Consider the following 25,434-nt stretch of genomic DNA (forward strand, 5'->3'; position numbering starts at 1 on the left):
TCTGATTACTGATTTCTCAAAGACCTTAACCTTTCATGTTTTATCCGCCGAAAAGAAAGAAAAGAAGAAAGAGCAAAAAGAAGAAATAAAACTACCTGCTGGCTGTCATAAAGTTAATCTTAATTGTGATCTTAATAAAAAGAATCAACAGAGAATCAATTTTGTTGACGTTTCTATTTTACTTTACAATTGGGGCCGGCCAAAAAATAAAAGAGCTGATTTAAATAATGATGGTTGGGTCAATTATACCGACTTAAGCATTTTACTTTATTATTGGACCGGCTGATAATATTTTAAAAGCACTTAAAATAAATATAATAAAAAAATGAAAAGAGGGGCGATAAAAAACTATAAAAGTATTTTTATATTTTTAATCTTTGTTTTTAGTCTTTTGTTTTTGATTTTTGATTTTTGTCAGGCTGCAACATTATATTTAGAACCCGCATCAGCCGAATATGGCGTCGGTGAGACTTTTATTTTAGAAAGTCGAATTGATTTAGAGCCGGGTGAAAATATTAATATTGTTGAAGTTCATTTGCAATACCCGATCGAAATTTTAGAAGTTAAAGATGTCAGTTTTGGTCATTCTATTTTTAATCTCATACCTCAAAGACCGATCATCAACCAAGAGCAGGGGATTATTTCGTTTGCCGGTGGAGTGATTGGCGGTTATACCGGTCGAATTCCAGGAGACCCAGGCCAGAGTAATTTATTAGCAAAAATAATTTTTCATAGCCTTGCCACCGGTCTAGCGACAATTAATTTTCAAGAAACTTCTCGAGTTTTATTAAATGATGGTTTTGGAACACCAACAAATTTAACCTTTAGGTCTGCTTCTCTTAAATTTTCGGCCCTTGAGGGTCCAAGGTTAGACTCTTGGCAAAAAGAGTTAGAAAAAGATCAAATTCCGCCCGAATTTTTTCAGCCAGAAATTGTTAAAATTGACGAAAGATACTATCTTGTTTTTTCTACGACTGATAAACAAACAGGCCTTGATTATTACGAAATTTCAGAAACCAAAAAAGAAGGGAAAGAAAATTGGCGCAGAGGTGAAAGCCCATATCTTTTAACCGACCAAAGTCTTCAGAGTTTTATCAAGGTCAAAGCTATTGATAAAGCTGGCAACGAAAGGGTAGGGAAAATTTTCCCCCAGATAAAAAAAAGACGAATTAATCTTTTGACTTTGATTATTGCTTTTCTCGCAGCTATTTTTTCCCTTTTTATTTTGTTGAAAAAATTCTATCCTAAAAGATATTAACCAGTCTTCTTGCCATTTTCTGAATTTAAGATAAGATGGTGTCAATAATTTCTCGATGGCCATTCAAAAATTCTTGAGCACTCATCTTTCTTTTTCCTTCTAATTGAACTTCTTCTAAAACTAAAACATCTTGGCGACAAGCAATAGCCAACTCTTTTTTTTCTGTTAAAAAAACTGCGCCCGGCTCTCTTTGATTTTTTGTCTTTAAGACCCTTGCCTTTATAATCTTTAGCATTTTTGAATTTTGGAATTTTGGGGTTGTTTGTAATTTGTAATTTGTCATTTGTAATTTTAGGTAGGTATAAGTGCCTGGCCATGGATTATAGGCTCGTATCATTCTTTCAATTTCTTCAGCTGATTTTCGCCAATCGATTTTTCCGTCTTCTTTTTTGATAACCCTGGTGTAGGTCGCTTGAGAGTGATCTTGAGGAAGTGGGTTTATTTCACCCTTAATCCATTGAGGAAGGGTTTCGATTAATAGATTTCCCCCTAATTCGGCTAAAGTTTTTGTCAATTCTGGAGTGGTAATTTTGTTATTTGAGATTTGGTATCTAGTCTTAGCTATTATCGGGCCGTGGTCCATTTTTTCATCCATCAAAATAATGGTCACGCCGCTTTCTTGATCGCCATTTAAAATCGTCGTTTGAATCGGCGAAGCACCTCGATATTTTGGCAAAAGTGATGGATGAATATTAAGGCAGCCATATTTCGGAATTTCTAAAATTTCTTTAGGGATAATTTGGCCATAGGCGGCGAGAACAATCAAATCAGGTTTGGAATTTAGAATATAAAATTTAGAATCTATGATTTTTGTTGGCTGGAGAACTGGAATTTTATATTTTTCAGCCATCACCTTTAAGGGCGAAGGAGTAAGAGTTTGTTTTCTGCCAACTGGTTTATCTGGCGCCGTGACCACCGTTATAGGTTTGAAGCCCGTTTTTATCATTTTCTCTAAAATAATGGCACTAAATTCCGGTGTGCCTAAGAAAATAATTCGTAAATTTTGATTAACGGATTTTGACATTTGAGATTTAATTTTTAAAGTTTTAAGATTTATAATTTTATATTATACCAAACTGTGGATATCTTGTCTTGAAATTTTTGCTATAATAGAATAACTCAATAAAGCATTTCATTGGCCTGTTGAAAAATAAAATAAACAGGCAAATCTTTTTATTACTCTTTATTGCTCTATGTTAAAAATTTTAACTATATGGAATATCTCACTCCTGAAGGATTTAAAAAAATTCAAGAGAGATTAAAATATCTTAAAGAAGAAAAGAGAGAAGAAATTGCCAGACGTCTAGCCGCTGCTATTGAGTTAGGCGATTTGACAGAAAATGCCGAATACATTGCTGCCAAAGAGGAACAAGGTTTAACCGAGGCAGAGATCAGGCGCCTAGAGAACCTTTTGCGAACAGCTGTCGTTGTTGACGATAAAAAACAAAAAAATAAAGTTTTACCCGGTAGTCAGGTTCTGGTGCAAATTGAAAAGGAAAAAGAGAAATATTGGTTAGTTGGTTCTGAAGAAGCTGACCCAGGTAAAGGAAAAATTTCCATTGACTCGCCAATTGGTCGTGCTCTTTTAGACAAGACAATTGGCGAAGTTGTTGTTGTTAAAACACCGGCTGGCCAGAAAAAAATTAAGATCTTAGAAATTTCTTAACTATTTTACTTTTTTTGTTTTTTTTATATAATAGAAAGATGTCTGAAATTGAAAAAATAAGAATTAAAAAGCTAAGACAACTAGAGGAAATGGGTCTTGATCCTTATCCGGCCAAAGTCTGGCGCAGCCATTCTTCTCGGGAAGTAAGAGAAAACTTTGAGCAATTCATGAAAGAAAAAAAAGAAGTTGTCCTTTGTGGTCGTTTAAAAGCTATCCGTCGCCATGGCAAATCAGCCTTTGCTCATTTGGTAGATGAAGGTGGTGAAATTCAACTTTATTTTAAAGAAGATCTTTTGGGAAAGAAAAGTTATCAAATTTTTTCTGATTTAGTTGACATTGGCGATTTTGTCGAAGGTCGGGGCAATTTGATGAAAACAAAAACTGGCGAAAAAACTTTAGTCTTGAATAACTTTCGTTTGATTAGTAAATCTCTTTTACCCCTACCAGAAAAATGGCATGGCCTAGAAGATATTGAGATTCGTTATCGTCAACGCTATTTAGATTTACTGGCCAATCCAGAAGTTAAGGAAATTTTTAAAAAAAGATTTTCAATTATTCAGACAATTCGCCAGTTTTTTATCAAAGAGGGGTTTTTAGAAGTAGAAACACCGATTTTACAGCCAATGGCTGGCGGGGCAACAGCTAAACCTTTTGTTACCCATCACGATGCTTTAGGTATCAATCTTTACCTTTCAATTGCTCCAGAGCTCTATCTCAAGCGTTTAATCATTGGCGGTTTTGAAAAAGTTTTTGAAATTACTCGTTGTTTTCGTAACGAAGGAATTGATTGGGCTCACAATCCAGAATTTACCCAGATTGAATTTTATCAGGCTTATGCTAATTATCAGGATTTAATGAATTTGACAGAAAAATTATTCTGTTATCTTTTTGAAAAGTTAGCCATGCCATTTGAGATGAATTTTCGAGGACAAAAGATAAATTTTAAACCACCATACCCAAGAAAAAAATTTATTACTGCTGTTCGAGAGTCGACTGGTTTAGATTTAGAAAAATTAAAAGAAAAAGAAAAAATTTATCAAGCAGCAAAAAAAATAGGTTTGTCAGTAGAAAAAAATTGGTCTTGGCCAAAAATCGTTGATGAAATCTTTAAGGAACGTGTTCGCACAAAAATTACTAATCCAGTTTTTATTATCAATCATCCCATTGAACTTTCACCTTTAGCCAAAAGAACAGCGGATAATCCAAATTACGTTGAGAGGTTTCAACTTCTGGTTGGTGGTTTTGAAATTTGTAATGCCTATTCAGAATTGAATAATCCATTAGATCAAGAAGAAAGATTTAAATATCAACTTTCTTTAAGAAAGACTGGCGATGAAGAAGCTCAAATGTACGATCAAGATTTTATTGAAGCTCTAAAATATGGTATGCCACCAACAGCCGGTGAAGGAATTGGTCTTGATCGATTAGCAATGATTTTGACTGGAACTAAAAATTTAAAAGAAGTGATTTTATTTCCGACTTTAAAACCTAAAAACTAAAAATTAAAAATCTTTTATCTTGTGTTTAATTTTGGAGTGTTTATGCTTGAGATTAAATTTATTAGAGAAAACAAAGAAAAGGTGAAAACAGCCTGTCAAAATCGGGGAGTAAAAATTGAGATTGAATGGTTATTAGAATTAGACAAAAAAAGAAGGGATCTCATTCAAAAAATTGAAAAATTAAGAGCTGAAAAAAAAGAAAAAAATAAAAAAATTGAAGAGTTGAGAAAGAAAAAAGAGGAAATTAAGAACTTAGAAAAGAAATTAGAAAAAATAGAACAAGAATTTCGAGAATTGATGTTTAAAGTTCCTAATGTACCATTCGACGATGTACCAATCGGTCGAGACGAAGGCGGGAATGTAGTTTTAAAGACGATCGGTCAAAAAAAAGGGTTTTCATTTCCAGTCAAAGATTACCTGACAATCGCCCGGGAACAAATTGACTTAGAAAGAGCGGCTAAAACTTCCGGTAGCCGTTTTTATTACTTAAAAGATGAAGTGGCTTTATTAGAATTAAAACTGATTAATTTTGCTGTTAATTTTTTAACAGACGAAAAAAATATTCAAAAAGTAATTGAAGAAAAAAAGTTAAATCTCGTCACTAAACCCTTTCGGCCAGTTGTCCCACCTTTAATGCTTAAACCAGAAATTATGAAAGGGATGGGTTATTTAGATCAAGCACCAGATGAAACTTATTTTTTAGAAAAAGATCAATTATATTTAATTGGTACAGCCGAACAGTCACTGGTGGCAATGCATGCTAATGAGATTTTGAAAGAACAGGACTTACCCCTACGTTATTTAGCTTTTCCTTGTTCGGCCTTTCGACGCGAAGCTGGTTCTTATGGTAAGGATGTGCGAGGTATTTTTCGGGTTCATCAATTTGAAAAAGTGGAGATGGTTATTTTTTGTACCCCAGAAACTTCAAAATTAGAACACGAGTTGTTGGTCGGGCTAGAAGAGGCGATGATGCAAGAGTTAGAAATTCCTTATCGGATTGTTCAGATTTGTACTGGCGACCTTTATTATTCTTCAGCCAAAAGCTATGACATTGAAGCTTGGATTCCTTCTCAAGAAAAGTATCGCGAGTTAGGTTCCTCCTCTAACTGTACCGATTTTCAGGCGAGGCGATTAGGGATTAGATATAAAAATAAAAAAGGGAAAAATATCTTTGTTCATACTTTAAATGCCACCGCCTTGGCCATACCGAGAACAATTATTGCTATTATAGAAAATTATCAAGAAAAAGAGGGTGGTTTTCGGTGGCCAGAAGTTTTATGTTGACTTGGTTAGAAATATCAAAATCAGCCCTCATTCACAATCTAAAGCAATTTCGAAAAATTATTTCTCCAGAAGTAAAAATAATGGGGGTGATTAAGTCAAATGCCTATGGCCATGGCTTGATTGGTGTGGCGAAAATTCTTGAGAAATATATTGACTATTTTGGCGTTGCCTCTTTAGACGAAGCCCTCGTATTAAGAAAAAATGGCTTTAAAAAGCCAATTTTAATTTTGACCTATTGGGATCTTACTGAGACAGATAAGATTCAACAGGCTATTACTGAAAGGATAGACTTTGCTCTTTATACTTATCCACAGGTCAAAATTTTATCAAATTTAAGCCAAAAAATAGGCAAAAGGGTAAGGATTCATCTTAAAATAGATACCGGCACCTCAAGGATTGGTATTTTACCTAAAAATGCCTTAAATTTTGCTTTAAAATGCTTTAAATTGCCTGGATTGGAGCTGGAGGGTATCTTTACTCATTTTGCCAAATCAGAAGCCTATTATCAAAAATATACGCTTCTCCAAACTCAACGACTAATTAAAACAGTTCAAGAAATCAGTCAAAAAATTAGTCAAAAAACCATCCTCTATAATAATCTTAGAAATAGAAACGTCTTAAGTTTCACTGCGATCGCTGGTAAAAATAAGACGAAATTGCCTTTAATTCATGCGGCTTGTACGGCGGCAACCATTGTTAATCCAGCTACCCATTTGGATATGGTGCGGATTGGTCTTGGTTTGTATGGGCTCTGGCCAAGTTCAGAAACTAAGAAATTGGCCCAACAATTGGGTCGAAAAATTGATTTAAAACCTGCTTTAACTTGGAAAACAAGAGTGATCCAGGTCAAAGAGTTACCAGCCGGAACACCGATTGGCTATGATTGTACTTATCGACTGAAAAAGAAAGGCAAGATTGCTGTTTTGCCGGTTGGTTATTGGGATGGCTATGATCGGAAACTTTCTAATTGTGGTGAAGTTTTAATCAAGGGAAGACGAATACCGATTCGTGGTCGGATTTGTATGAACTTGACAATGGTGGAGGTGACAAAAGTTTCAGATGTTAAAGAAGGTGATGCAGTAGTTTTGATTGGCCGACAAGGTCAAGAAGAAATTACTCCTGAAGAATTAGCGGAAAAAGTCGGAACGATTAATTACGAAATAGTAACAAGAATTAATCCTCTATTACCAAGAATTTATAGATAAAATTTTACAAAAATACAAAAAGACGAGGATTGTTTTATCCTATCTTCCTCGTCCTAAATTTTTATTTTTTATTTATTTTTTACTTTTACTTCCACCTCGGCCTTATTGAGCCAGAAAAGGATTAGGCCGAGAAGACCTACAAGAGTTATACATACCGCTTCTATCGGACGAAAAGTAATTTTCGGCAAACCAATTGCAGTAAGAGGTATAGCGTATAACAAGATGAGAGCGAGATACGTATAATACGTCCAAGCAGCAAAATTGAAAAGAAGATTGAATTTTCCAACTATCTGAGGCGGGTGGCTGATCGCCGTATAGTAGAAGATGTTATCGCGATAGCCGTATAGCCGTTGAGATTCACACGATTTTTTTTTCTCAACAGAACGAGGCTGTACGTGAGCATGATATCGACAAGAAGGAAAATAAAAAAAAGAAAATATTTTTAGAAAGACTGGTATCATTTTTAATCACCTCTTAAGCAAATACTTTCTCAATTTTTTATTATAAAAAATCTAAAAACTTTATCAAGTTTGTCTAAAAGACTATTTTTGATTATAATTAATCTAAATTAAGTATTAAATCATAGTTAAATCATATGTCCGAGGAAGCCAATCAAAAAAAGTCTCTTAAGTTGGAAATTCTGGAAAAAATTAGTTCATTAGTAACAGCTGGTTTTGGCTTGGTGGCGGCTTTAGCCTGGAATGAGGCAATTAAAGAATTTTTTACTGTTCTTTTTCCTCAACCAAGTATGATCTGGGGAAAATTTGCTTATGCCCTACTCATTACAGTTCTGGTGGTTATTATTACTGTCAAGTTGGGTGATTTGATTGGTCGAATAAAGGAAAAAATTAGTAGTGAAGAAAAATAATGGTATCAGAAAAGACAAAATTAAAAATTGGTGTTATTTTTGGTGGTAAATCATCGGAGAAAGAAGTCTCTTTAGCCGGTGGCCGACATGTTTATCAACACCTCGATCGTTCAAAATTTATACCGCTGGCTATTTTTTGGGATTCAAAATTGAAGTTTTGGCAAATTCCTGATAGCTTAATTATCAGAAATACTTGTAAGTAAATTGAGGAAAATTTAGAAAATATTAGAAAATAAAGGTACCAAAAGAATCTCGTTTGAAGATCTGAAGAGTTGAAAAATTTAATTGACTTAGCTTTTTGGTCACTCATGGTAAATATGGTGATGATGGTTGTTTACAAGGACTGTTAGAACTTTTAGAGATTCCTTATACTGGTTCGGGTGTTCTTTCTGCTGCCTTGGGTATGGATAAAGCGATGCAAAGAGAATTAATGAAGGCTTATGGTGGCATTAATATACCAGATTATTTAGTTATTTCCCAAAAGGAGTGGCAAGAAAATAAAGAAAAAGTAAGAGAAAAAATAGAAAAAAAATTCGGTTGGCCAGTGGTAACGAAGCCAACGCGCGAAGGTTCGACAATTGGTGTAATGTTGGTTAAGGAATTTAAGGATTTAGAAAAAGCAATGAACTATGCTTTGCTTTGACATACGACAATCAGGTTTTAGTGGAAAAAGGGATTCGTGGAAGAGAATTTTATTGCATTGTTTTTGGTAATGAAGATCCAGTAGCCTTTTTACCTACCGAAACAATTTATGAATCAGAGATTTTTACTTACGACCACAAATATCTACCCGGCGCTTCCAGAAAGGTGACACCGATTAAAATAGAAGAGAAAATTATTCAAGAAATTCAAGAACAAGCCAAACGGATGTATCTGGTTTTAGGTTGTCAAGGCTACGCACGAATTGACAGTTTTGTTGAAGAGGGTGGGCGAGTTTTCATTACTGACCCAAACTCAGCCGCCTCAACAGGAATGGGGCCATCTTCTTGGACTTATCATCAGGCTGCTTTGGCTGGCTTGTCGGTACCGGAATTTTTAACCAAGATTATTGAATTGGCTCTGGAGGCGCATCAAAGTAAAGATATAGAACTAATGAAAGTAAAGATATAAAAAGCTTTTTCACTCCACTAATTGTGTTAATACATTAACACAAGTTATACACAGCCCCGCTTGACAAAAACAATTAAGACTTATATATTATATATGGTAACAGTTCTACGACAATCTTTGACAGTTCTTTGACATCTAAAAATAAAGTTCAGAAATAAACTCAAAAATTAAGCCGGCTATATAATCTATCTTGATATAATTTAATCTCTATGTCTGAGGGGGGCCCTGAACAACCTCTGTCTCGGTCCGAACTGCTACTAGAGAAACAACTGCAAGAACAAGAACAAGAGCAAGAACAAGAGAAAGATAGAGAGAAAAGAAGACAGTTGAATAATCTTGATCTAAAGAGAGTAGAACTCCTTAACCAGCGGGCTGAGATAGAAGCAAAGAAAGAGCTCCTCCAGGCGGATCCGGCTAATCGTGATCGGCTACTGATTCTCGATCAGGAGCTAAAAAGGGTAGAGAGAAAAATAGAAAACGTGAGTCGAAAAATACAAAGGTTAGGTGCCGATTGGATTCGGGTTAGAGATTAAACAAAAAAACATGAGTAAAGTAGAACGTTGTCAATGGACCGAGATTTAAAAAAGCCTCATTAAGTAAGCGATGGGGAGGATTCGTATTAAATAAAAATCCTCTTTTTTATTTTAGCCAAACGAGACTTAACATTTTTATAAAATTCATTATAATATTGACAAATATGTCTAAAGAATCAAAAATGAAAATCGGTATCATTTTTGGTGGTAAATCCTCAGAAAAAAAGTTTCTTTAGTTAGAAGGTGGTCGTCATGTTTATTATAAAATTTCTTCGGAAAAGTACGAAAAAAAATTCCCTTTTTTGTTGATACCAAACTTCAATTATGGAAAATTAACGATTTTCTTATTATCCAAAATACGACCTCTGACTTAGAGCGACTTTTACCAGAATACGGCGAGAGGGTTCGTTATGAAAAATTGCCGGAAATGATTGATTTTGCCTTTATTATTGGACATGGTAAGTATCTTGAGGATGGATACTTTCAGGGACTTTTAGAGATCTTAGATGTTCCCTACAATGGGCCGGGTGTTTTAGGCTCGGCTTTGGGGATGAATAAATATGTTTTTCGACAAATTTTGGCAGCTCAAGGACTGAAAGTGCCAAAATATCTAGCTGTTTTTGACCAAGAGTGGATAAAGAATCGGGAAAAAATTATCAGTCAAATCAAGGAAAAGATAGGTTTTCCCTGCTTAATTAAACCATCTCGCGAGGGTTGTAGTACTGGTATTACGGTGGTGCGAGAAGAAAATAGACTTCCAGAGGCGATAGAAAAAGTCTTTGTTTGGGATCGGATTATTTTGGTGGACGAATATATATATTGAAAAGGCTATTGAAATTACTTGTTCAGTTTTAGGTAACGAAAAATTAGAAGCCCTGCCTTTGACGGAAACACCTTGGCAGCAGAATTTAGAGTATCTAACCTTATTAGACAAATTTTTACCTGGTGGCGCAGAGATGATTACTCCGGCTCGACTCGATGACGAGACAACAAAAAGGGCCAAAGAAACAGCCATTAAGGTTTGTCAAATTTTAAATTTAATTGGTTATCCAAGGATTGATATGTTTGTGAGGGATGGTGAAATTATTGTTTTAGAACCGAACACTTTACCCGGCGTAACACCCCCAACAATGGTTTTCCATCAGACAGCTGAAATTGGAATGACTCCGGAGGAATCTTGGATCGGATTATTCAATTGGGGCTAGAAGCGCATCGAAATAAAAAGGGTTCACTCTAATTTATAATTAATGAAAATAGAGCCTGGAATTTAGAATCTAGAAAAATGCGCATCATTTCTTTTTTTCAAAAAAAACAAATACCAGAAAGGAAGAGGGCGAGACGAGAGTACCAAGAAAAAAAGACGGTTTCAAAGTTTCTCATCTGGGTCATTATTTTTTTTGTTGTTTTTTTGATTAGTAGTTTATTTTATTTAATTTTCTTTTCATCAATTTTTAAAATTAGATATATCTCTTTTGAAGTCAATGATCAACCTTTATTGAAAATAGATGAGGAATTGTTAAAAAGTGAAATTAATAAAATTTTATCGAAAAAGTTTTATTTTTTAACTTTGGATAACATTTTCTTTTTGCCAAAAAAAGAAATAGAAAATCTTTTTACCAGCGATCGGCAGATAGAAAAGTTTCAAATTTTTAAAATTTTTCCTAATGGAATGAAGATAAAAATTGATCTTTGGCAACCAGTAGCGACTTTTTTGTCTCAAGGGGGCGATTACTTATTATTAAACAAGAACGGCGCCATAATTAAGAAGATAAATGAGAGTGAGGCTACTTTAGCTGATTTACCGATGATTGTTGATCTGAGTAATCGTCCAATGGGAACTTTGCCGCTTTTATCTATTTTTGAATTTTTCAAAAAAACCACTAATTTTGACTGTAAGATTCGTAGAATAGAAATTATTGAAGAAAAAGGTGTTTTAAGTTACCAAGCCATTACTTCAGAAAATTGGAAAATTTATTTTGAACCAAAAGAGAATCTATCTGAACAAATTAACAACCTTGCCCTGATTTTAAGAGAAAAAATTGATGACCGACAAAAACTTGAATATATTGATTTGAGATTTGGTCATCGAATTTTTTATAAATAAAATATTTTTATGCGTTATTTTTCTATTCTCTTACTTTTGGTTTTGCCCCGTCTTTTAATTGTTCTTTTGAAATTGCTGACCAATTGGTTTGAAAAGGTTTTTGCCGGCTGGTTTTGGTTAGTTTTAGGCATTATCTTTGCTCCTTTTACTTTGTTATGGTATTCGATTGTTATTAATTGGTTTAATGGAAAATGGGAGATATTACAGGTCGTTGTTTTAGCCCTAGCTATTATTCTGGATTTATTTGCCTTGAGTCGATTTCGCGGCTTTGAAGATTAGTAGAAGGTATCACATTTTATCACTTTTTGGTCTTTCGACGACTTAAAAAGTTTTGTTAATTTTATTTTATTTTTTTTTAAAATTTAGTTGTGTTAGAAAGAGATAGAGTTATCCACAGGGGATTGGTTTGACAGACGTTGTTAGGCTTTTATAATAATTATATTAAAGTGAGTATAATATCCCTTACACTCAATTTATAGTCGTATTATTATATTGAGATTAATTAAATTTTATGAAAAGAATTGTCCTACCTTATCTAGATGAATTTTTGCTTAATCTCCAGACTAATAATTATTCTGAAGAGACAATTTATAATTACGAAAGAGATTTAATAACTTTCCAAAATTTTCTTAACGAATCAAAAGTTAATTTTGAAAATATTGATAAAAAGACAATTCTCAATTATAAGGCTTATCTAACTTCTCGAGACCGTAAGACGCCAAAAAATTTGCCGAGCAAAAAAAGGCTTGGCAGTTATTCTATCAACCGAACACTTTCGAGTCTTCGCTCTTATTTTAAATTTTTAATTGAGATGGACCATCCCACACCAGTCTCGCCGGATGTTATTAAATTAATTAAAACGGAAAAAAGACATCCGCGTGTTTCAGAATTTGAGGAAGTGATAAAGTTAATTGAATCGCCGACTCTTTTTGAGAAAAATAGAGTTGTAGCAGCTCGAAATCGGGCTATTTTGGAAACGCTATTTTCAACAGGAATGAGGATTTCAGAGTTAATTAATCTCAAAAAAAATCAAATTGATCCGCAAGGACGCATTTTTATTCGTGGGAAGGGAAAGAAAGAACGATTTGTTTATCTAACACCTCGCGCAGAAAAATATATTAAAAGATATCTAGCCATTCGAGGTCAAACGGATTCTCCTTATTTATTTATCCCCTATCGCGGGAAAAACGTCAATTTAAAAGATAAAAAGATTTCTCCTAATTATTTAGAAGAAAGAGTAAAGAGATATCGAGAATTACTTGGTCTCAATGTGCCTATTTCGGTTCATGGCATCCGTCATGCTTTTGCCACCTATCTCGCTGAAAGTGGTGCCAATCCAGCAGCCATTCAAATTTTATTAGGCCATGAATCGTTAGATACAACTACCAAATATGTTCACGCCTCCGATCGCTATGCGGAAAAAATTCATCGAAAATTTCATCCTCTCAAAGAATAAATCTTACAATTGTCTTGATTGTATTGTATTAATGTATTAACACAACTTGTATCGACCTTTTTATTTATCTTTATCTATAGTTGTTATTATATGGTTATAAGGAAAAAATTCTGTAGAAATTTTATATAATTCTTGCCCAATTTTAAAACCAAGGAAGAAAGTTAAAAGAATAAAAATAATTAGAACAATAATAGAAAGAGTGGGATGAAGATGTTGTCGCCAAAAAGCCATAACAAAAATTACTGATTACTAATGACAAAATATAGAAATTAAAATTAAGGCAAATAATTTAAGGGATTAACTGGAATACCATCTTTTCTAATTTCAAAATGGAGATGTGGTCCGGTTGAAAATCGGCCGGCCCCTGGTGTACCAGGTATTCCACCGCTCAGACCAATAACTTCTCCTCTTTTTACATAAGTCCCCTCTTCAACGTTAATTTTCAAGAGGTGACCATAGACGGTTGAAAATCCTTGTTGGTGAATAATCATGACATAAGAGTAACCCATACCTCCATGTTTGGCCCGAGCAACATAGCCACCAGCTGAGGCACGTACCGCTGTTCCCTGTGAAGCTTTAATATCAATACCAGAATGTTCTCCTAACCAAGCACGAAATGGATAATCGGGATCGTGAAAAGTAGAAGTCACCACTCCGCCTGGCACCGGCCAAGAAAAAACCAGAAGACCCATTTCTTCCAGTTCTTGCCACTGTCTTTCTTGAGCTTCGGCTAATTTTTTTCTAATTTCAGTTTCTAAACGAGCAATTTCTCTTTCCGCTTGTTTCATTTCCAATTTTGCCTCAGCTAAAAGTGTCTGGAATTTCCATTCCGCCCCTTGAGTCTCTTCAAGAAGAATTCTTTTTGCTCTTTCTTCATTTTCTAATTTTGTCTTTTCTGAAGAAAGTTCCCTTTTAAGATTTTCTAATTCTGCTTTTTTTTGCTGAAGATTTTTTTGTTCTGTTTCTAGGTTTTCTTTGACTAATTGAACGTTATCTAGAGTTTTCTGTAAAGAGTTTTGTAAATTTTGACTAACTTTTAAAAGATTAAAATAATCGGAGATATGCTCGTTAAGAAGAATAATTTCTAAATAGCTTTTATTATCATATTGATAAATTTTTCTTAAAAACTCAGCAATTTTTTCTTTAAGATCGCTAATCTCTATATTTTTATTCTGAATTTGATCTTGAATTTCTTCGATTTCTAAATTTGTTTTCTTAATCTGTGCCTCCTTTTTTTTAATCTCTGTTCTCGTTCTAGAAATTTGGTTAGTTAAAATACTAATTTGATTTTTTAGAGTTAAAGCCTCTTTTCTTTTAATTTTAATATTTGCTTCATAAATTTGCTGTTGTTTTTCTAATTCTTTGATATACTCTTGTTGCTGTCGAATTTTTTCTTTTAAATCATCGGTAGTTTGAGCGAGTAGTGTCGAAGAATGAATGGAAAATAGAGAGATGCTGCTTATTATAAAAATGGCAAAGACTAATAACAAGATTGTTTTTTCTTTTTTACTCATACCTAATCTTCGTTTTTTTAATTGCCTCTTCTATTCTCGAAACAACTCGTTTTTTCCCTAAAATTTCCGCTATTTCAGCGGCGGGGGGCGAAGCCTCTTTACCAGATAAAGCAACCCGGAATGGCCAAAAAATTTGACCCGCTCCTTGTTTTTGAGCCAATTCTTCAAGAGTTTTTTGGATATTTTTCTTGTTAAATATTCTGGCCGGCAGTTTTTCTAAATTCTTTTTAATGAGACTTAAATTATCAACAACCTCTTTTTGACTCATTTTTTTCCAGATTAAAATTTCTGGCTCATATTTTAATTCATCTTTAAAAAAGAAATCAGCTAAAGTTATGAGGTCGGTTAACTTTTTCATTCTTTCCTGTTCTGAAGCGACAACTTTCTTGAGCCAATTAAAAGTGATAATTTTTTGAGAATTTTGGATTCTGAATTTTGAATTTTGAATTTGTTTAGAATCTGTAATTTGTGATTTAGGATTTAAAAAATTAATTAAACCAGCCTGAATTAAATATGGAATACATCTTTTTGTCAATTCATTTATTTCTAATTTACGAATATAGTATCCATTTAGCCAATCTAATTTTTCAAGATTGAAAATCGCGCCAGCTTTTTGAATTTTTTCTAAAGAAAAATTCTTAATCAACTCTTGAAGAGAAAAGATCTCTTGATTAGTATCAGGATTCCAACCCAAAAGAGCGACAAAATTTAAAAGTGCTTCCGGCAAGTAACCCTTGTTTAAATAATCTTCGACCGCAATGTCGCCCTGACGTTTAGACAATTTAGAACGATCAGGATTCAATAAAAGTGGTAAATGAGCAAATTTTGGCAATGGCCAATTGAAAGCTTGGTAAATTAAAAGATGTTTTGGAACACTTGGCAGCCACTCTTCTCCCCTGATGACATGGGTAATTTTCATCAAATGGTCGTCGACAACGACAGCTAAGTGATAAGTTGGATAGCCATCTGATTTTAATAAAACCTGATCATCAATATTTTTTAAATCAAATTCTATTTCACCGCGAATTAAATCATAAAATTTAAGCCTCCCCTCCTCTGGCACTTTCAGACGGATGACATAAGGATTTTTATTTTTGATTTTTTTATCTACTTCTTTTTTGCTTAATCTTCGACATCTTTCATCGTACATTGGCGGTAATTTTTTCGCTATCTGTTCCTGACGCATTTTTTCTAAATCTTCAGGGGTACAGAAACAATAATAGGCCTTATCAAGATCAATTAATTTTTGTGCAAATTTTCTATAAAGAACTAATCGTTGTGACTGAATATAGGGACTATACCTACCCTTAGATTTGAGATTCTTTTGTCTTTTCGATAAAACCGGCCCTTCGTCCCAATTCAAGCCAACTGCTTGAAGTGTCTTTATTAAATTTTCTACCGCTCCGTATACTTGTCTTTTTACATCTGTATCTTCAATTCTTAAAACAAACTTACCATTATTTTTCTTAGCAAATAAAAAATTATATAGAGCCGTTCTGAGGCCACCGATATGTAAAAAACCAGTGGGGCTTGGAGCAAAACGAACCCGAATCATAGGATTTTGATTTATTGTATCAAAAAATTAAAAAAGAGAGAATGGTTGACAATTTATATTTATATTTGTTTTGTGCTATCGACCCTCTGCCAAATCTGAGAGAATTGTTTTTTAGTAATCCTAATTCGCCAAAAAATTAAGAGCCAAAGATATAGACGAGCTAGATAAAGTAAAATCGTCCAGAAAAATTCTTTTAAATTTCTTGGATAAGTAAAAAATAGCTTTAATCCACTTTTTATTTCTTCAAAAAATCCGCGCATTTTTTAATTTTAAATTTTAATTTATAGTTTTGAATTTTTTGGATATATCCACCAGTCGTTCTAATTTTTTGTTTTAACCAATCAGATAAGTTGTCTGGATACTTGACATAAACTTTCGCTTCCGGTTCATAAATAATTTTATATCCTTTTTGCCAAATAGTTTGTGAAATAATCGAGTCTTCAACCAAGGTCTCTTCTGGAATTTTTTCAATGATGGTATTTCGAAAAGCATAGAGATAACCAGAGCAAACAAGATACTCACCCCTTTTTGATTTTTTTTGTCGGAGAAGGTGGGCTGCTGTTGTTAAAAAATGCGACCAATAACCAAAAAGGTTGTTTCTGGAATTAATTGAAATAGGATAACCACTGACTGCCCCAATTTTTTTATCTTTAAAATGTTGTAAGAGTTTTTTTATTGCTCCTTTCTCAATAAAAACATCACCATCAGTTAAAACTAAAATTTCTCCTTTGGCTTCTTTGAAAGCTAAATTAAGAGCCGCTGGCTTACCCCTTCCTTTATCTTTTATATATCTAATTTGTGGATAAGTAATTTGAAAATCCTGAACTATTTCTTCTGTTTCTCTGTCTGGACCGACGACGATTAATTCATAATTTTCTATATTTTCATCAACAATGAGCCGAATAGATTTCGTCAAGGTTTTTTTTTCGCGATAAGTAGTGACGACAATTGAGACCATAGTCTAGACTAATCTTTATAAAATTTTAAATAAAATTTATCCACTCTTTACGCATATGCGTTTTTTTGTGAATAATTTTAAAAAGGGAATTTTTTGAGAATGGTATATTTGGCGCCAAGGGGCGTGAGTTCGCTTTTCATTAAATCAATTGACCTTACTTCAAAATTAAAATCTTGTAACTTGTCATTAATCATTTTTAATTTGGCCGGTGTTTTGAGGCGTGCCAATGTCAGGTGTGGCGTCCATTCTCTTTTGTCAATTTCAATACCTAATTTTTCTAATTCTTTACTTAGTCCTTTTTGTAATTTTTTAATCAAATGTTTTTCACCGTCTTCTCGATAACCAATAAATAAAACACGTGGCCAAGATAAATTAGGAAAGGCATTGATTTCAGTGGCAATCAATTTTGGAGCTTTTTGGTTTAGGTGTAGCTCCTTAATTTTTTTCTCGATTTTTTCGCCAACCATCTGGAGAGTATTCTCTTCCTGTGAACCTAAAAAATGAAGGGTGATGTGTAGCCCTTCATTAGAGACCCATTTTACTGGTATTCTTTTATTTTCTTTTTTTAATCTTTCTAGCAAGAAACCTATTTCTTTTTTTAAATTCTCGGGTAGATTGATAGCAATAAAAGAACGAATCTTCATTATAGTCTTATTATGATTTTAAAAATTTTTTTAATAATTTTTCCAATATTTTTGGGTCAGCCCTACCTCTGGTAGCAGCCATGACTTGACCAATAAGATATTTGATGGCTGCTTTTTTTCCTTTTTTATAATCCGAAACAGCCTCTGGATAGTTTTCTAAAACAAGGTTAATTGTTTCTTTTAACTCTTCTTCTGAGGGTTCTTCTGTTTTTATTTTTTCTTGAGAAAGAACTTCCTCCGGTGATTTGCCGGTTTGATAGATTTCTCTTAGTATATCTTGAGCAATTTTTGAGGGAATTTTATTTTTGACTATCAGAAAAATAAAGGAGGAAAAATTTTCTGGCGTCAATTCTTCATTCTTTATCTTCAAAATTAACTGTTCTCTTTTGTCTAGACTAAAAAGTCTATTAATGAGCCAATCGCCAACCTTTTTGGCTATTTTTTCTTTATAAATTTCTAATTCTTCTATCTCTTCCTTTAATTTCTCATAAAGTAGATCCATTACCCTTTCCACAAAAAAAGAAAAATCTTGCTCTTGAGTAAGAATTTTAGCATAAGGAGGAGAAAATTTATATTCTTCAATAAATCTTTTTCTTTTGACTAATGGAAGTTCTGGCAATGATTTTTTTATTTCGTTTATTTGATAATCAGTTAATTCTAAAAGCGGTAGATCTGGTTCAGGAAAATATCGATAGTCTTCAACTTCTTCCTTTAATCGTTGTTGAACGGTTTTTTGTTTTGTTTCATCCCAACCCCGAGTTTCATGTTGAATTTCTCCGCCTTTTTCTAAAATTTCCTCCTGTCTTTTGATTTCATATTCAATGGATCTCTCTATAGCTCGGAAAGAATTTAAGTTTTTTATTTCTACTTTTGTTCCTAACTTTTGAGTTTTGACCTTTGACTTTTGACTTACTGAAATGTTAACCTCACAACGCATCTCTCCCTTTTCCATATTTGCTTCAGAAATTTTAAGATATCTAATAATCGTTTGAAGTTCTTGACAAAATTCCTTTGCTTCTTGAGCTGAAAAGAGGTCCGGCTCGGTGACTAGTTCTAAAAGAGGTAAACCGGCCCGATTAAAATCAAGAAGAATTTTATCTGAAAAATGATAAATTTTAGCCGTATCTTCTTCCAAATGGATCTCTCTAATTCTAATTTTTCGATTGTTAATTTCTAAAAAAGCATTTTTAATGAGTGGAGCAGATTTTTGAGAGATCTGATAGCCCTTAGGCAGGTCAGGATAGAAATAGTTTTTTCTTTCAAAATAGCTTCTTTTTTGAACTTCTCCATTTAAAGCTAAACCCAAGATTAAAGCCATCTCAACGGCTTTCTCATTTAAAGTAGGCAAGGTACCGGGAAGGCCTAAACAAATTGGACAGACACTGGTGTTTGCTGGAGTATCAAATTTAGGATTTTCACAGGAGCAAAACATTTTCGACTGTGTCGCTAATTGAAGATGAATTTCTAATCCGATGTTTACCTTTTTTTCCATAAAAAAATATGGCGAGTCAGGACATTTTTTATTCTTTTTGAAACAGAATCAATACTCCCCTCGCCGTCAATAATATGAATATTTTTAAATTTTTTTGCAATTAAAGAATAAACTTTCCACACCGAAGAAAGTTTTTTTTCTTTCTCAAAAAGTTCAATAGTCAACCGCCCCCTTTCTATTCTTTTAAGACAAATTTTTGGCGGTGTCTTAAGTAAAAAGGTAATGTCAGGTAAAATAAAGTTTTTATTAATTTCTAATAACCACTTAAAAGATAAACCAGAGGCGGTGCCATAAGCGATGGAAGAAAAAAGATATCGATCGCAGACGACAATATATCCTTTTTTGAGAGCGGGAATAATTTCTTTTTCTAAATGATGCGCTCGATCAGCGGCGAAAAGAAGCTGAAGACATTCTGGTGAAGTTTTCCAGTCATGAGAGAGTTGTCCCTTAATCAAACCACCGATGATATTAGAGGTTGGCTCTTTGGTAAGAAGAACAGGAAAACTCATACCCTCTAACCAATCAGAAATAATTTTTGATTGGGTTGAATTACCCGAACCATCTTGCCCTTCAAAGACAATAAATTTTCCTTTCATTTTCATAGGTAAATAATTCTAGCAAAAATTTAATAGACAATCAAACTTTCTCTAGTGATATAAAATTAAAGCCACGACCATAATTGTACAGCAGTTTTAATTTGATATTTTGATAAATTTAATCAGTTGAGGATGAACCCTTTTGACTTCTTGATACATCTGTTGAGCAATTTGACGGTAAGAGGAATGAGCCTTTGATGATGAACGGAGAGGAATTAGATGATAAAGTTCGCGGAGATTTAAAGTGAGTAAAAACCTTTTGCGAAAAGCCAAAGGAAGAAGATAGGATGCTTCTTCAGGAAATTTTTTTGAAATCTTTTTGAAGGCCTCACCTGCTTCTTTCATTGTCTTTTCGTATTCTTGTTTAAAACCATATTTTTCAATCTCGATGGGCAGACTGTATCCATAATCAGTGGTTAATTTCTGATTAGTTTGGGTACAAATGCGATGTCTTTGTAGATCACGAAAGGCGCCGTAGTCTAACAAAAGGTCGAAGGTGTAATAAGTATGCTCTAATTCTCTTAAAGGTTGATCATGAAAACCTCTTTTTCTCATTGCTTCACTAAAAATTTTTTCTTTTTCCCCTCGACTCATTTTTTTTACTTTCTTTTTTATTTCTTGATAGGATAAATTAGAGAATCGATATAAAAGAGCGGTGATAATTTTTTCTTCAGCATTTTTGTCATATTCAACCAGTTCAACTGACTGATAGTGACTGCGTTGAGGCTTTTGTTTTAATATTTTTTTAGTTAGTCTTGCTAAATTTTTTGAAGTTTGTATCAAATATGAATTAACCTCAGTATATTTTAAAAGAGTGGGAACAATTTTTAAACCAGCGCTTTTCAATTCCTGACCAATCTCCTGAAATTCTTCTAAAGGCGAAGAAAGGAGTTTTTTAATTAAATGTGCCAAAGAACGAGCATTAATGGTCATACCTAGATTAGTTAAAGTGGCGGTCGGCAAGATGAAACGGACAATATCACAAGTCTTCGTTTTTAACTCCATTTCTGAAAAAGAAGAAAGTTCCATCTTTATTTTCTCCCTAATTTTTTCATAAAGATTGAGATAGCAATCAATGAGTTTTTGACATGTCTTTTCGTATAAATTTTTAAATTCTGAGTTAAGAATTCTTTTTGGTCGATAAAATTTATCTCTTTCAAAAACCTGATAACGAGTTGACTTTTCTGTAAAAGAAGCTAAACGTGTGTCTTCTATAGCTTTAGTCGCCAAAATAGAGACGTTTTCAATGGCTAAAGATAAAACCGCGTGCTCGGCAATTGAGGAATGACCAAAACCTAAAACCCATTTTTCATGAAACTGCGAAGATTTTTCTTCTGTTAATTCTTGAGCAATTTGATCAAATGGCAAGGGTAAGCGACTACACTTAGCAAAAGTTACCGCCTTGACTTCTGGCGGTAAGTTTTCTAAGGGATAAATGCGACGAGGATAGTTCATATTTCCTTTAATAACTCTTTTACTTTATCTGTCTTTTCCCAGGTGAAATTTTTTTCTTGACGACCAAAATGGCCATAACAAGCTGTTGGGCGAAAGATTGGTCGAAGTAAATTTAATTGTTTTATCATCCCAGCCGGCGATAAATCAAAAACCTTTTTAATCGCCTCAATAATTTTTTTCTCTTCAACCCGTGCTGTTCCATAAGTGTTTAAAGAAATAGCCAAGGGATAAGTGCCGGCAATAACAAAAGCCATTTGTAATTCACATCTTTCCGCTAAACCAGCAGCAACGATATTTTTACAAATATAACGAGCCATATAAGCCGCTGTCCGATCAACCTTGGTTGGATCTTTGCCGGAAAAAGCTCCACCACCATGGGCACAGGCTGAGCCATAAGCATCAACTTCTGTTTTTCGACCACTCATTCCAGAATCAGAAACTGGCCCACCAATGACAAAACGACCGGTATTATTAATATAAAAACGAGTTTTTTTGGTCAAATATTCACGGCAGACTGGTTGAATTACTTCTTTAATAATGGCTGATTTTAATATACTCATTTTCACATTCGGCTCATGTTGAGCGGCAATAACAACATTAGTCAATCTCTTTGGTTGACCATCTTCATACTCAATACTGACTTGGCTTTTACCATCCGGTCTTAAAAACTTCAAAATTTTCTTTTTACGAACCTCGGCCAATCTTTTCGTAAGACGATGGGCTAATAAAATCGGTAGAGGCATTAACTCGGGTGTCTCCCGACAAGCATAACCAATCATCATTCCTTGATCACCGGCTCCTTGTTTTTTACTGGCTGTTTTTCTTACACCCCGCGCAATATCAGGCGACTGCTCGGTAATTGTATTGAAAACAGCCACCGTTCGGTAGTCAAAGCCGTATTCAGGCTTTACATAGCCAATATCTCTCAAAACCTCTCTAACTAAATTATTCTGATCAACCCACGCCTTAGTAGTAATTTCTCCACCAATAACGACATAACCTTTAGCGGTAAAGACTTCACAGGCAACACGTGCGTATTTATCCTGCTTGAGAATTTCGTCAAGCATAGTGTCAGCGATTTGGTCACAGATTTTATCAGGATGGCCTTCAGTAACTGATTCAGAGGTTAAAAGATAATTCCTTTTGTTTTGATTATTCATAGGATTTTAAGGTTATTTATTTTGCCCCTTTGCCAGAAAGGACAAGGGGGATAGTTTTTAAAATTATTTCTAAATCTTTCCAAATTGACCAGTTTTCGATGTAATAAATATCAATTTTTGCTTCTTCTTCGAACGGTAAATTAGAACGGCCATAAATTTGTGCTAAACCAGTCATGCCAGGTTTGATATTCAAAAGCCGTTTCTGGTAATTTTCGTATAAGGCAACTTCCTCTGGTTCATGGGGTCGAGGACCAACTAAACTCATTTCACCTTTTAAGACATTAACAAGTTGGGGTAATTCGTCAAGACTTGTTTTTCTTAAAAATTTGCCAAACCTGGTAATCCGCGGGTCGTTTTCCATCTTAAAGAGTGGTCCCTTTCTTTCTGAAAGAGGAAGGAGATTTTTTTTCATTTTTTCAGCTCCTCGAATCATTGAGCGAAATTTTAAAAGAGAGAAAATTTTGCCTCTTTCCCCTACTCTTTTTAATTTAACAAAAACTGGTCCTTCCGAATCTATCTTAATGACGAGACTGATAATTAAAAACAGGGGGAAAAATAAAATTAAGAAAAGAATGGAAAAAACAAGATCAAAAATTCTTTTGGCAACCTTACCCCAACCCTCTAAAGACGTTCTTTTAATAGAAATTAATGGTAGACCGAAAAAAGTTTCTACGCCGACATTGGTAGCTTGAGCATCAAAAGGATCAGCCAGATATTTAAAAGGCAGATGAAAATCATCTGCTAAACTTAATAAACGCCATCTTTCTGCTCGACTTAAAGAAGGGTCAAGAAGAATAATTTCGTCAACTTCTTCCCCTCTTTTTTGTAAAAAGTCCTGATCTAAATCAGCCGGATTTCTCAACCAAGCAACAATTTGATAACCCGACGATGGATTTTGGGTGATAATTTTTACAAAATCTTCAGCTAACTGGCCGGAACCAAGACAAACAATTTTTTGAAAAATCTTTGTTTTGACGAGAATTTTTCTCCAAACGAGACGAAAAACTTTTCGACCAAGATAAACATACAAAATGGAAAATAACCAAGCGGCTAAAATAATAAAACGCGAAGAAAAAAGTTCTCGAGAAAAAAAGATTGTCAAAATAATTATCATGACAGCCGAGGAAGAGGCAAGGAAAATTTTAGAAAACTCTTTTCTTGGATTTGGCGAGTAAAGTCCGGATGCAGCAAAAATTAGAAGAAAAAAAAGCGAAATTAAAAGCGAATATCCAAAGTAAGTTTTAAAATGGATTTCAAAAATAACTGGTCGCAACTCAACTAAAGCTTCAAAACGTAACCAATAAATAGTCAGGGCTGTTAAAATTAACATTAAGTAATCAAGTGGCAGAAGGAGAATGGAAAATGTCAGGTCTGGCTTTTTCATAGGCAATGTTTTGTTAAAATTATAACAAAATTTTCTTGAAAAAACAATATTTTCAAAAATTTTTGAAAAATAAAAGCCGGGTAGATCGATAAGCCGAATTCTGTCGAGGATGGTCATTTGTCTAGGACTAATATTGCTATTAGTCTCAAACGGGTTATACCCTTTCACCCAGTAAGGATTTAGCCGTTTCACCTTCACATTGCTGTGAAGCTCATCCTAAAAATTTAGGATGTCTGGTTCCTTTCGGAACCAGTCGTCTCTGTTCGCACCTCTGTCCTTACGGACGGTGGGTGTTACCCACTACTTTTTTATCCCTCAAACCAGGAGGGTGTTCGGACTTTCCTCTTCCAACGGTAAGAAAGTTGGAAGCGACCATCTGATCTACCCGGCCGATGTTTAATTATTATAAGAAATTTAGAATCGTTGTCAAATCTCTTTTAAAATTTCAAAATCTTCTTCTGAATCGATGTCATGGGCAAAGGAAGGAATATTGATAACTTCAAGGTGGCAATTTTTTTCTTTTCTAAATTCTTTTTTGACAAAAATAGAACTAACAAATTTTTCTAATTCAATAAAGGTTAATTCTTTTTTCAAATATTTTTTAAAAATAAAAAACATCTTAATAATTTTAGGAATGAGAAAAGGTATTAAAGTTGGATATTTTAAAAGAAGGAAAATTGTTCTGCAAAGTATCAAAAAAAATCGCGTCCAGCAAGTAATTCTCTTTCTTCTAGCTGGTCTGAGTAGCTCGGTTAAAAAATAGATTATTTTTTTATTTAGATGGTTTGGTCGAAGAATAAAAAAGTTATAAACGAAGGTATAAGGCAGAGCATTATTGTTAAAATCTCTTTTAAAAAAATCTGGTTCTCTTTTTATCCTCATCAGGTTTAAGGGGGTAAAACCAGCGATAAGATCGTATCCAAGAAAAGGTTTAAGTTGAGAAAGTAAAATTTTAAAATCATCACTTTTTGGCAAAATATCAAAAGTGATAATAGCGACCTGAATGTTATAGTCAAAGTTTTTTTCTAAAAATTCAAAGATAATTTTTAAATTGTCTTTTAATGTCCCCTGACTAAGAAAAAAGTTGATTTCTTTTTTGGGCTGAATTTCTTTTGGCCCGACGAGGTAAATTTCGGAAAAACAATCCGACTGCTTGATTTCTCTAATCAGACGATCTAGAATCGGTTCATCTTTAATTTTAAGTTCAAAAAGCCTTTTTCTCAAGAATTTATTTTCTACGTCATAACCTGCCAAGATAAAAATTGGTAACTTCATAAGCCTGCTGAATTATAGATTAATTTTTTTTAGTGCTAAATTAACCAATCGATCAGCTTCTTTATTCTTTTCTCTCGGAATATAGAAAAAATTTATTTTTTTAAAAGCTTGGCTCAAATTCCAAATTTTAACAAAGACCTGTCCAAGCTCGGTGTTTTTAATTTTAAATCGACGACTCAACTGACCAACCAAAAGTTCGCTGTCTAAATAAAAATCAATTTCTTGAGCACCAACCTTTTTTGCTTCCTTTAAGGCATCAATGACGGCTCGATATTCTGCTTGATTGTTTGTTGCTTCACCAATATATTTAGAATATTTTTTGATTATTTTTTTATTTTCGTGACAAATCACGACACCAATAGCAGCTGGACCAGGATTGCCCCTTGCCCCTCCGTCAGTATAGATTATTAATTTCATA

The 25,434-nt window shown here is 33.7% G+C and carries 30 protein-coding genes and 1 other RNA gene; 16 read left to right on the plus strand and 15 right to left on the minus strand.

Going from position 1 to position 25,434, the window contains the following annotated elements:
• Positions 1 to 286, plus strand: a 286-nt coding sequence (locus tag N2259_00895; protein MCX7778785.1) for a hypothetical protein, incomplete at its 5' end; no start/stop codon positions are given.
• A 39-nt stretch (positions 287 to 325) separates the two neighbouring features.
• Complete coding sequence (locus N2259_00900) at positions 326 to 1,258, plus strand: cohesin domain-containing protein (protein ID MCX7778786.1); 933 nt, start codon at positions 326 to 328, stop codon at positions 1,256 to 1,258.
• 25 nt (positions 1,259 to 1,283) lie between these two features.
• Here the strand turns inward: N2259_00900 and fmt are convergent, their stop codons facing one another.
• Positions 1,284 to 2,282, minus strand: a complete 999-nt coding sequence (gene fmt, locus N2259_00905; GenBank protein ID MCX7778787.1) for a methionyl-tRNA formyltransferase — start codon at positions 2,280 to 2,282, stop codon at positions 1,284 to 1,286.
• Between the two features lie 189 nt (positions 2,283 to 2,471).
• Here fmt and greA point away from each other — a divergent pair, with 189 nt between their 5' ends.
• Genes greA through alr form a run of 4 tightly spaced genes read left to right on the plus strand, consistent with a single transcriptional unit; the run spans position 2,472 to position 6,912 of the window.
• The gene (gene greA, locus N2259_00910) at positions 2,472 to 2,924 is read left to right on the plus strand and encodes a transcription elongation factor GreA (protein MCX7778788.1); all 453 of its coding nucleotides are present in this window, start codon (positions 2,472 to 2,474) and stop codon (positions 2,922 to 2,924) included.
• A gap of 38 nt (positions 2,925 to 2,962) precedes the next feature.
• Positions 2,963 to 4,423: a lysine--tRNA ligase gene (gene lysS, locus N2259_00915; protein ID MCX7778789.1), complete on the plus strand. Its 1,461-nt coding sequence runs from the start codon at positions 2,963 to 2,965 to the stop codon at positions 4,421 to 4,423.
• A 42-nt stretch (positions 4,424 to 4,465) separates the two neighbouring features.
• A complete protein-coding gene (gene serS / locus N2259_00920; GenBank protein ID MCX7778790.1) occupies positions 4,466 to 5,707 on the plus strand; it encodes a serine--tRNA ligase in 1,242 nt (413 codons plus the stop codon).
• Positions 5,701 to 6,912 carry an alanine racemase gene (gene alr / locus N2259_00925; GenBank protein ID MCX7778791.1) on the plus strand — a complete coding sequence of 404 codons (1,212 nt, stop codon included), beginning with the start codon at positions 5,701 to 5,703 and terminating at the stop codon, positions 6,910 to 6,912. The genes serS and alr overlap by 7 nt, the downstream gene beginning before the upstream one ends.
• A gap of 68 nt (positions 6,913 to 6,980) precedes the next feature.
• Here alr and N2259_00930 read toward each other — a convergent pair whose 3' ends face one another.
• Positions 6,981 to 7,373, minus strand: coding sequence for a hypothetical protein (locus N2259_00930; protein MCX7778792.1), 393 nt, complete (start codon positions 7,371 to 7,373; stop codon positions 6,981 to 6,983).
• Between the two features lie 134 nt (positions 7,374 to 7,507).
• Here N2259_00930 and N2259_00935 point away from each other — a divergent pair, with 134 nt between their 5' ends.
• The 10 genes from N2259_00935 (at position 7,508) to N2259_00980 (ending at position 12,983) form a co-directional block, all read left to right on the plus strand.
• Positions 7,508 to 7,780, plus strand: coding sequence for a DUF5654 family protein (locus N2259_00935; protein ID MCX7778793.1), 273 nt, complete (start codon positions 7,508 to 7,510; stop codon positions 7,778 to 7,780).
• Positions 7,780 to 7,983: a hypothetical protein gene (locus N2259_00940; protein ID MCX7778794.1), complete on the plus strand. Its 204-nt coding sequence runs from the start codon at positions 7,780 to 7,782 to the stop codon at positions 7,981 to 7,983. Before N2259_00935 ends, N2259_00940 begins: the two co-directional genes overlap by 1 nt.
• Before the next feature lie 95 nt (positions 7,984 to 8,078).
• Complete coding sequence (locus N2259_00945; protein MCX7778795.1) at positions 8,079 to 8,423, plus strand: hypothetical protein; 345 nt, start codon at positions 8,079 to 8,081, stop codon at positions 8,421 to 8,423.
• Positions 8,420 to 8,890 (plus strand): hypothetical protein, encoded by a 471-nt coding sequence (locus N2259_00950; GenBank protein MCX7778796.1) that lies wholly within the window; start codon positions 8,420 to 8,422, stop codon positions 8,888 to 8,890. Before N2259_00945 ends, N2259_00950 begins: the two co-directional genes overlap by 4 nt.
• Positions 8,891 to 9,099: 209 nt before the next feature.
• Positions 9,100 to 9,423 carry a hypothetical protein gene (locus tag N2259_00955; GenBank protein ID MCX7778797.1) on the plus strand — a complete coding sequence of 108 codons (324 nt, stop codon included), beginning with the start codon at positions 9,100 to 9,102 and terminating at the stop codon, positions 9,421 to 9,423.
• A 427-nt stretch (positions 9,424 to 9,850) separates the two neighbouring features.
• Positions 9,851 to 10,246 (plus strand): hypothetical protein, encoded by a 396-nt coding sequence (locus N2259_00960; protein MCX7778798.1) that lies wholly within the window; start codon positions 9,851 to 9,853, stop codon positions 10,244 to 10,246.
• On the plus strand, positions 10,203 to 10,628 hold the full coding sequence (locus N2259_00965; GenBank protein MCX7778799.1) for a hypothetical protein: 426 nt from the start codon (positions 10,203 to 10,205) through the stop codon (positions 10,626 to 10,628). The genes N2259_00960 and N2259_00965 overlap by 44 nt, the downstream gene beginning before the upstream one ends.
• 77 nt (positions 10,629 to 10,705) lie before the next feature.
• Positions 10,706 to 11,527 carry a cell division protein FtsQ/DivIB gene (locus tag N2259_00970; GenBank protein ID MCX7778800.1) on the plus strand — a complete coding sequence of 274 codons (822 nt, stop codon included), beginning with the start codon at positions 10,706 to 10,708 and terminating at the stop codon, positions 11,525 to 11,527.
• Positions 11,528 to 11,536: 9 nt separating this feature from the next.
• Entirely contained in the window at positions 11,537 to 11,806 is a 270-nt protein-coding gene (locus N2259_00975) for a hypothetical protein (protein ID MCX7778801.1), read from the plus strand.
• Positions 11,807 to 12,038: 232 nt separating this feature from the next.
• The gene (locus N2259_00980; protein MCX7778802.1) at positions 12,039 to 12,983 is read left to right on the plus strand and encodes a tyrosine-type recombinase/integrase; all 945 of its coding nucleotides are present in this window, start codon (positions 12,039 to 12,041) and stop codon (positions 12,981 to 12,983) included.
• Between the two features lie 60 nt (positions 12,984 to 13,043).
• On the opposite strand, the gene N2259_00985 is transcribed toward N2259_00980, so the two are convergent.
• The 13 genes from N2259_00985 to N2259_01045 form a co-directional block, all read right to left on the minus strand.
• Positions 13,044 to 13,214: a hypothetical protein gene (locus N2259_00985; protein MCX7778803.1), complete on the minus strand. Its 171-nt coding sequence runs from the start codon at positions 13,212 to 13,214 to the stop codon at positions 13,044 to 13,046.
• Between the two features lie 44 nt (positions 13,215 to 13,258).
• Entirely contained in the window at positions 13,259 to 14,497 is a 1,239-nt protein-coding gene (locus N2259_00990; protein ID MCX7778804.1) for a peptidoglycan DD-metalloendopeptidase family protein, read from the minus strand.
• The gene (gltX, locus tag N2259_00995; GenBank protein MCX7778805.1) at positions 14,490 to 16,052 is read right to left on the minus strand and encodes a glutamate--tRNA ligase; all 1,563 of its coding nucleotides are present in this window, start codon (positions 16,050 to 16,052) and stop codon (positions 14,490 to 14,492) included. Before gltX ends, N2259_00990 begins: the two co-directional genes overlap by 8 nt.
• 235 nt (positions 16,053 to 16,287) lie before the next feature.
• Positions 16,288 to 17,010 (minus strand): glycosyltransferase, encoded by a 723-nt coding sequence (locus tag N2259_01000; GenBank protein MCX7778806.1) that lies wholly within the window; start codon positions 17,008 to 17,010, stop codon positions 16,288 to 16,290.
• 77 nt (positions 17,011 to 17,087) lie between these two features.
• Positions 17,088 to 17,654, minus strand: coding sequence for an RNA 2',3'-cyclic phosphodiesterase (gene thpR / locus N2259_01005; protein ID MCX7778807.1), 567 nt, complete (start codon positions 17,652 to 17,654; stop codon positions 17,088 to 17,090).
• 10 nt (positions 17,655 to 17,664) lie between these two features.
• The gene (gene gatB / locus N2259_01010; protein MCX7778808.1) at positions 17,665 to 19,146 is read right to left on the minus strand and encodes an Asp-tRNA(Asn)/Glu-tRNA(Gln) amidotransferase subunit GatB; all 1,482 of its coding nucleotides are present in this window, start codon (positions 19,144 to 19,146) and stop codon (positions 17,665 to 17,667) included.
• The gene (tmk, locus tag N2259_01015; protein MCX7778809.1) at positions 19,131 to 19,748 is read right to left on the minus strand and encodes a dTMP kinase; all 618 of its coding nucleotides are present in this window, start codon (positions 19,746 to 19,748) and stop codon (positions 19,131 to 19,133) included. The genes gatB and tmk overlap by 16 nt, the downstream gene beginning before the upstream one ends.
• A gap of 90 nt (positions 19,749 to 19,838) precedes the next feature.
• Entirely contained in the window at positions 19,839 to 21,197 is a 1,359-nt protein-coding gene (locus tag N2259_01020) for an FAD-dependent thymidylate synthase (protein ID MCX7778810.1), read from the minus strand.
• Entirely contained in the window at positions 21,194 to 22,357 is a 1,164-nt protein-coding gene (metK, locus tag N2259_01025; GenBank protein ID MCX7778811.1) for a methionine adenosyltransferase, read from the minus strand. The genes N2259_01020 and metK overlap by 4 nt, the downstream gene beginning before the upstream one ends.
• Before the next feature lie 16 nt (positions 22,358 to 22,373).
• Positions 22,374 to 23,741, minus strand: coding sequence for a sugar transferase (locus tag N2259_01030; GenBank protein MCX7778812.1), 1,368 nt, complete (start codon positions 23,739 to 23,741; stop codon positions 22,374 to 22,376).
• 73 nt (positions 23,742 to 23,814) lie between these two features.
• An RNA gene (gene rnpB, locus N2259_01035) (RNase P RNA component class A) lies at positions 23,815 to 24,129 on the minus strand.
• 38 nt (positions 24,130 to 24,167) lie between these two features.
• On the minus strand, positions 24,168 to 25,016 hold the full coding sequence (locus tag N2259_01040; protein MCX7778813.1) for a hypothetical protein: 849 nt from the start codon (positions 25,014 to 25,016) through the stop codon (positions 24,168 to 24,170).
• A 12-nt stretch (positions 25,017 to 25,028) separates the two neighbouring features.
• Positions 25,029 to 25,433 (minus strand): ribonuclease HI family protein, encoded by a 405-nt coding sequence (locus N2259_01045; GenBank protein ID MCX7778814.1) that lies wholly within the window; start codon positions 25,431 to 25,433, stop codon positions 25,029 to 25,031.
• Between the last annotated feature and the right edge of the window lies 1 nt (position 25,434).

Source organism: Patescibacteria group bacterium, assembly GCA_026417895.1.
Taxonomy (GTDB): domain Bacteria; phylum Patescibacteriota; class Patescibacteriia; order UBA2591; family CALHIP01; genus CALHIP01.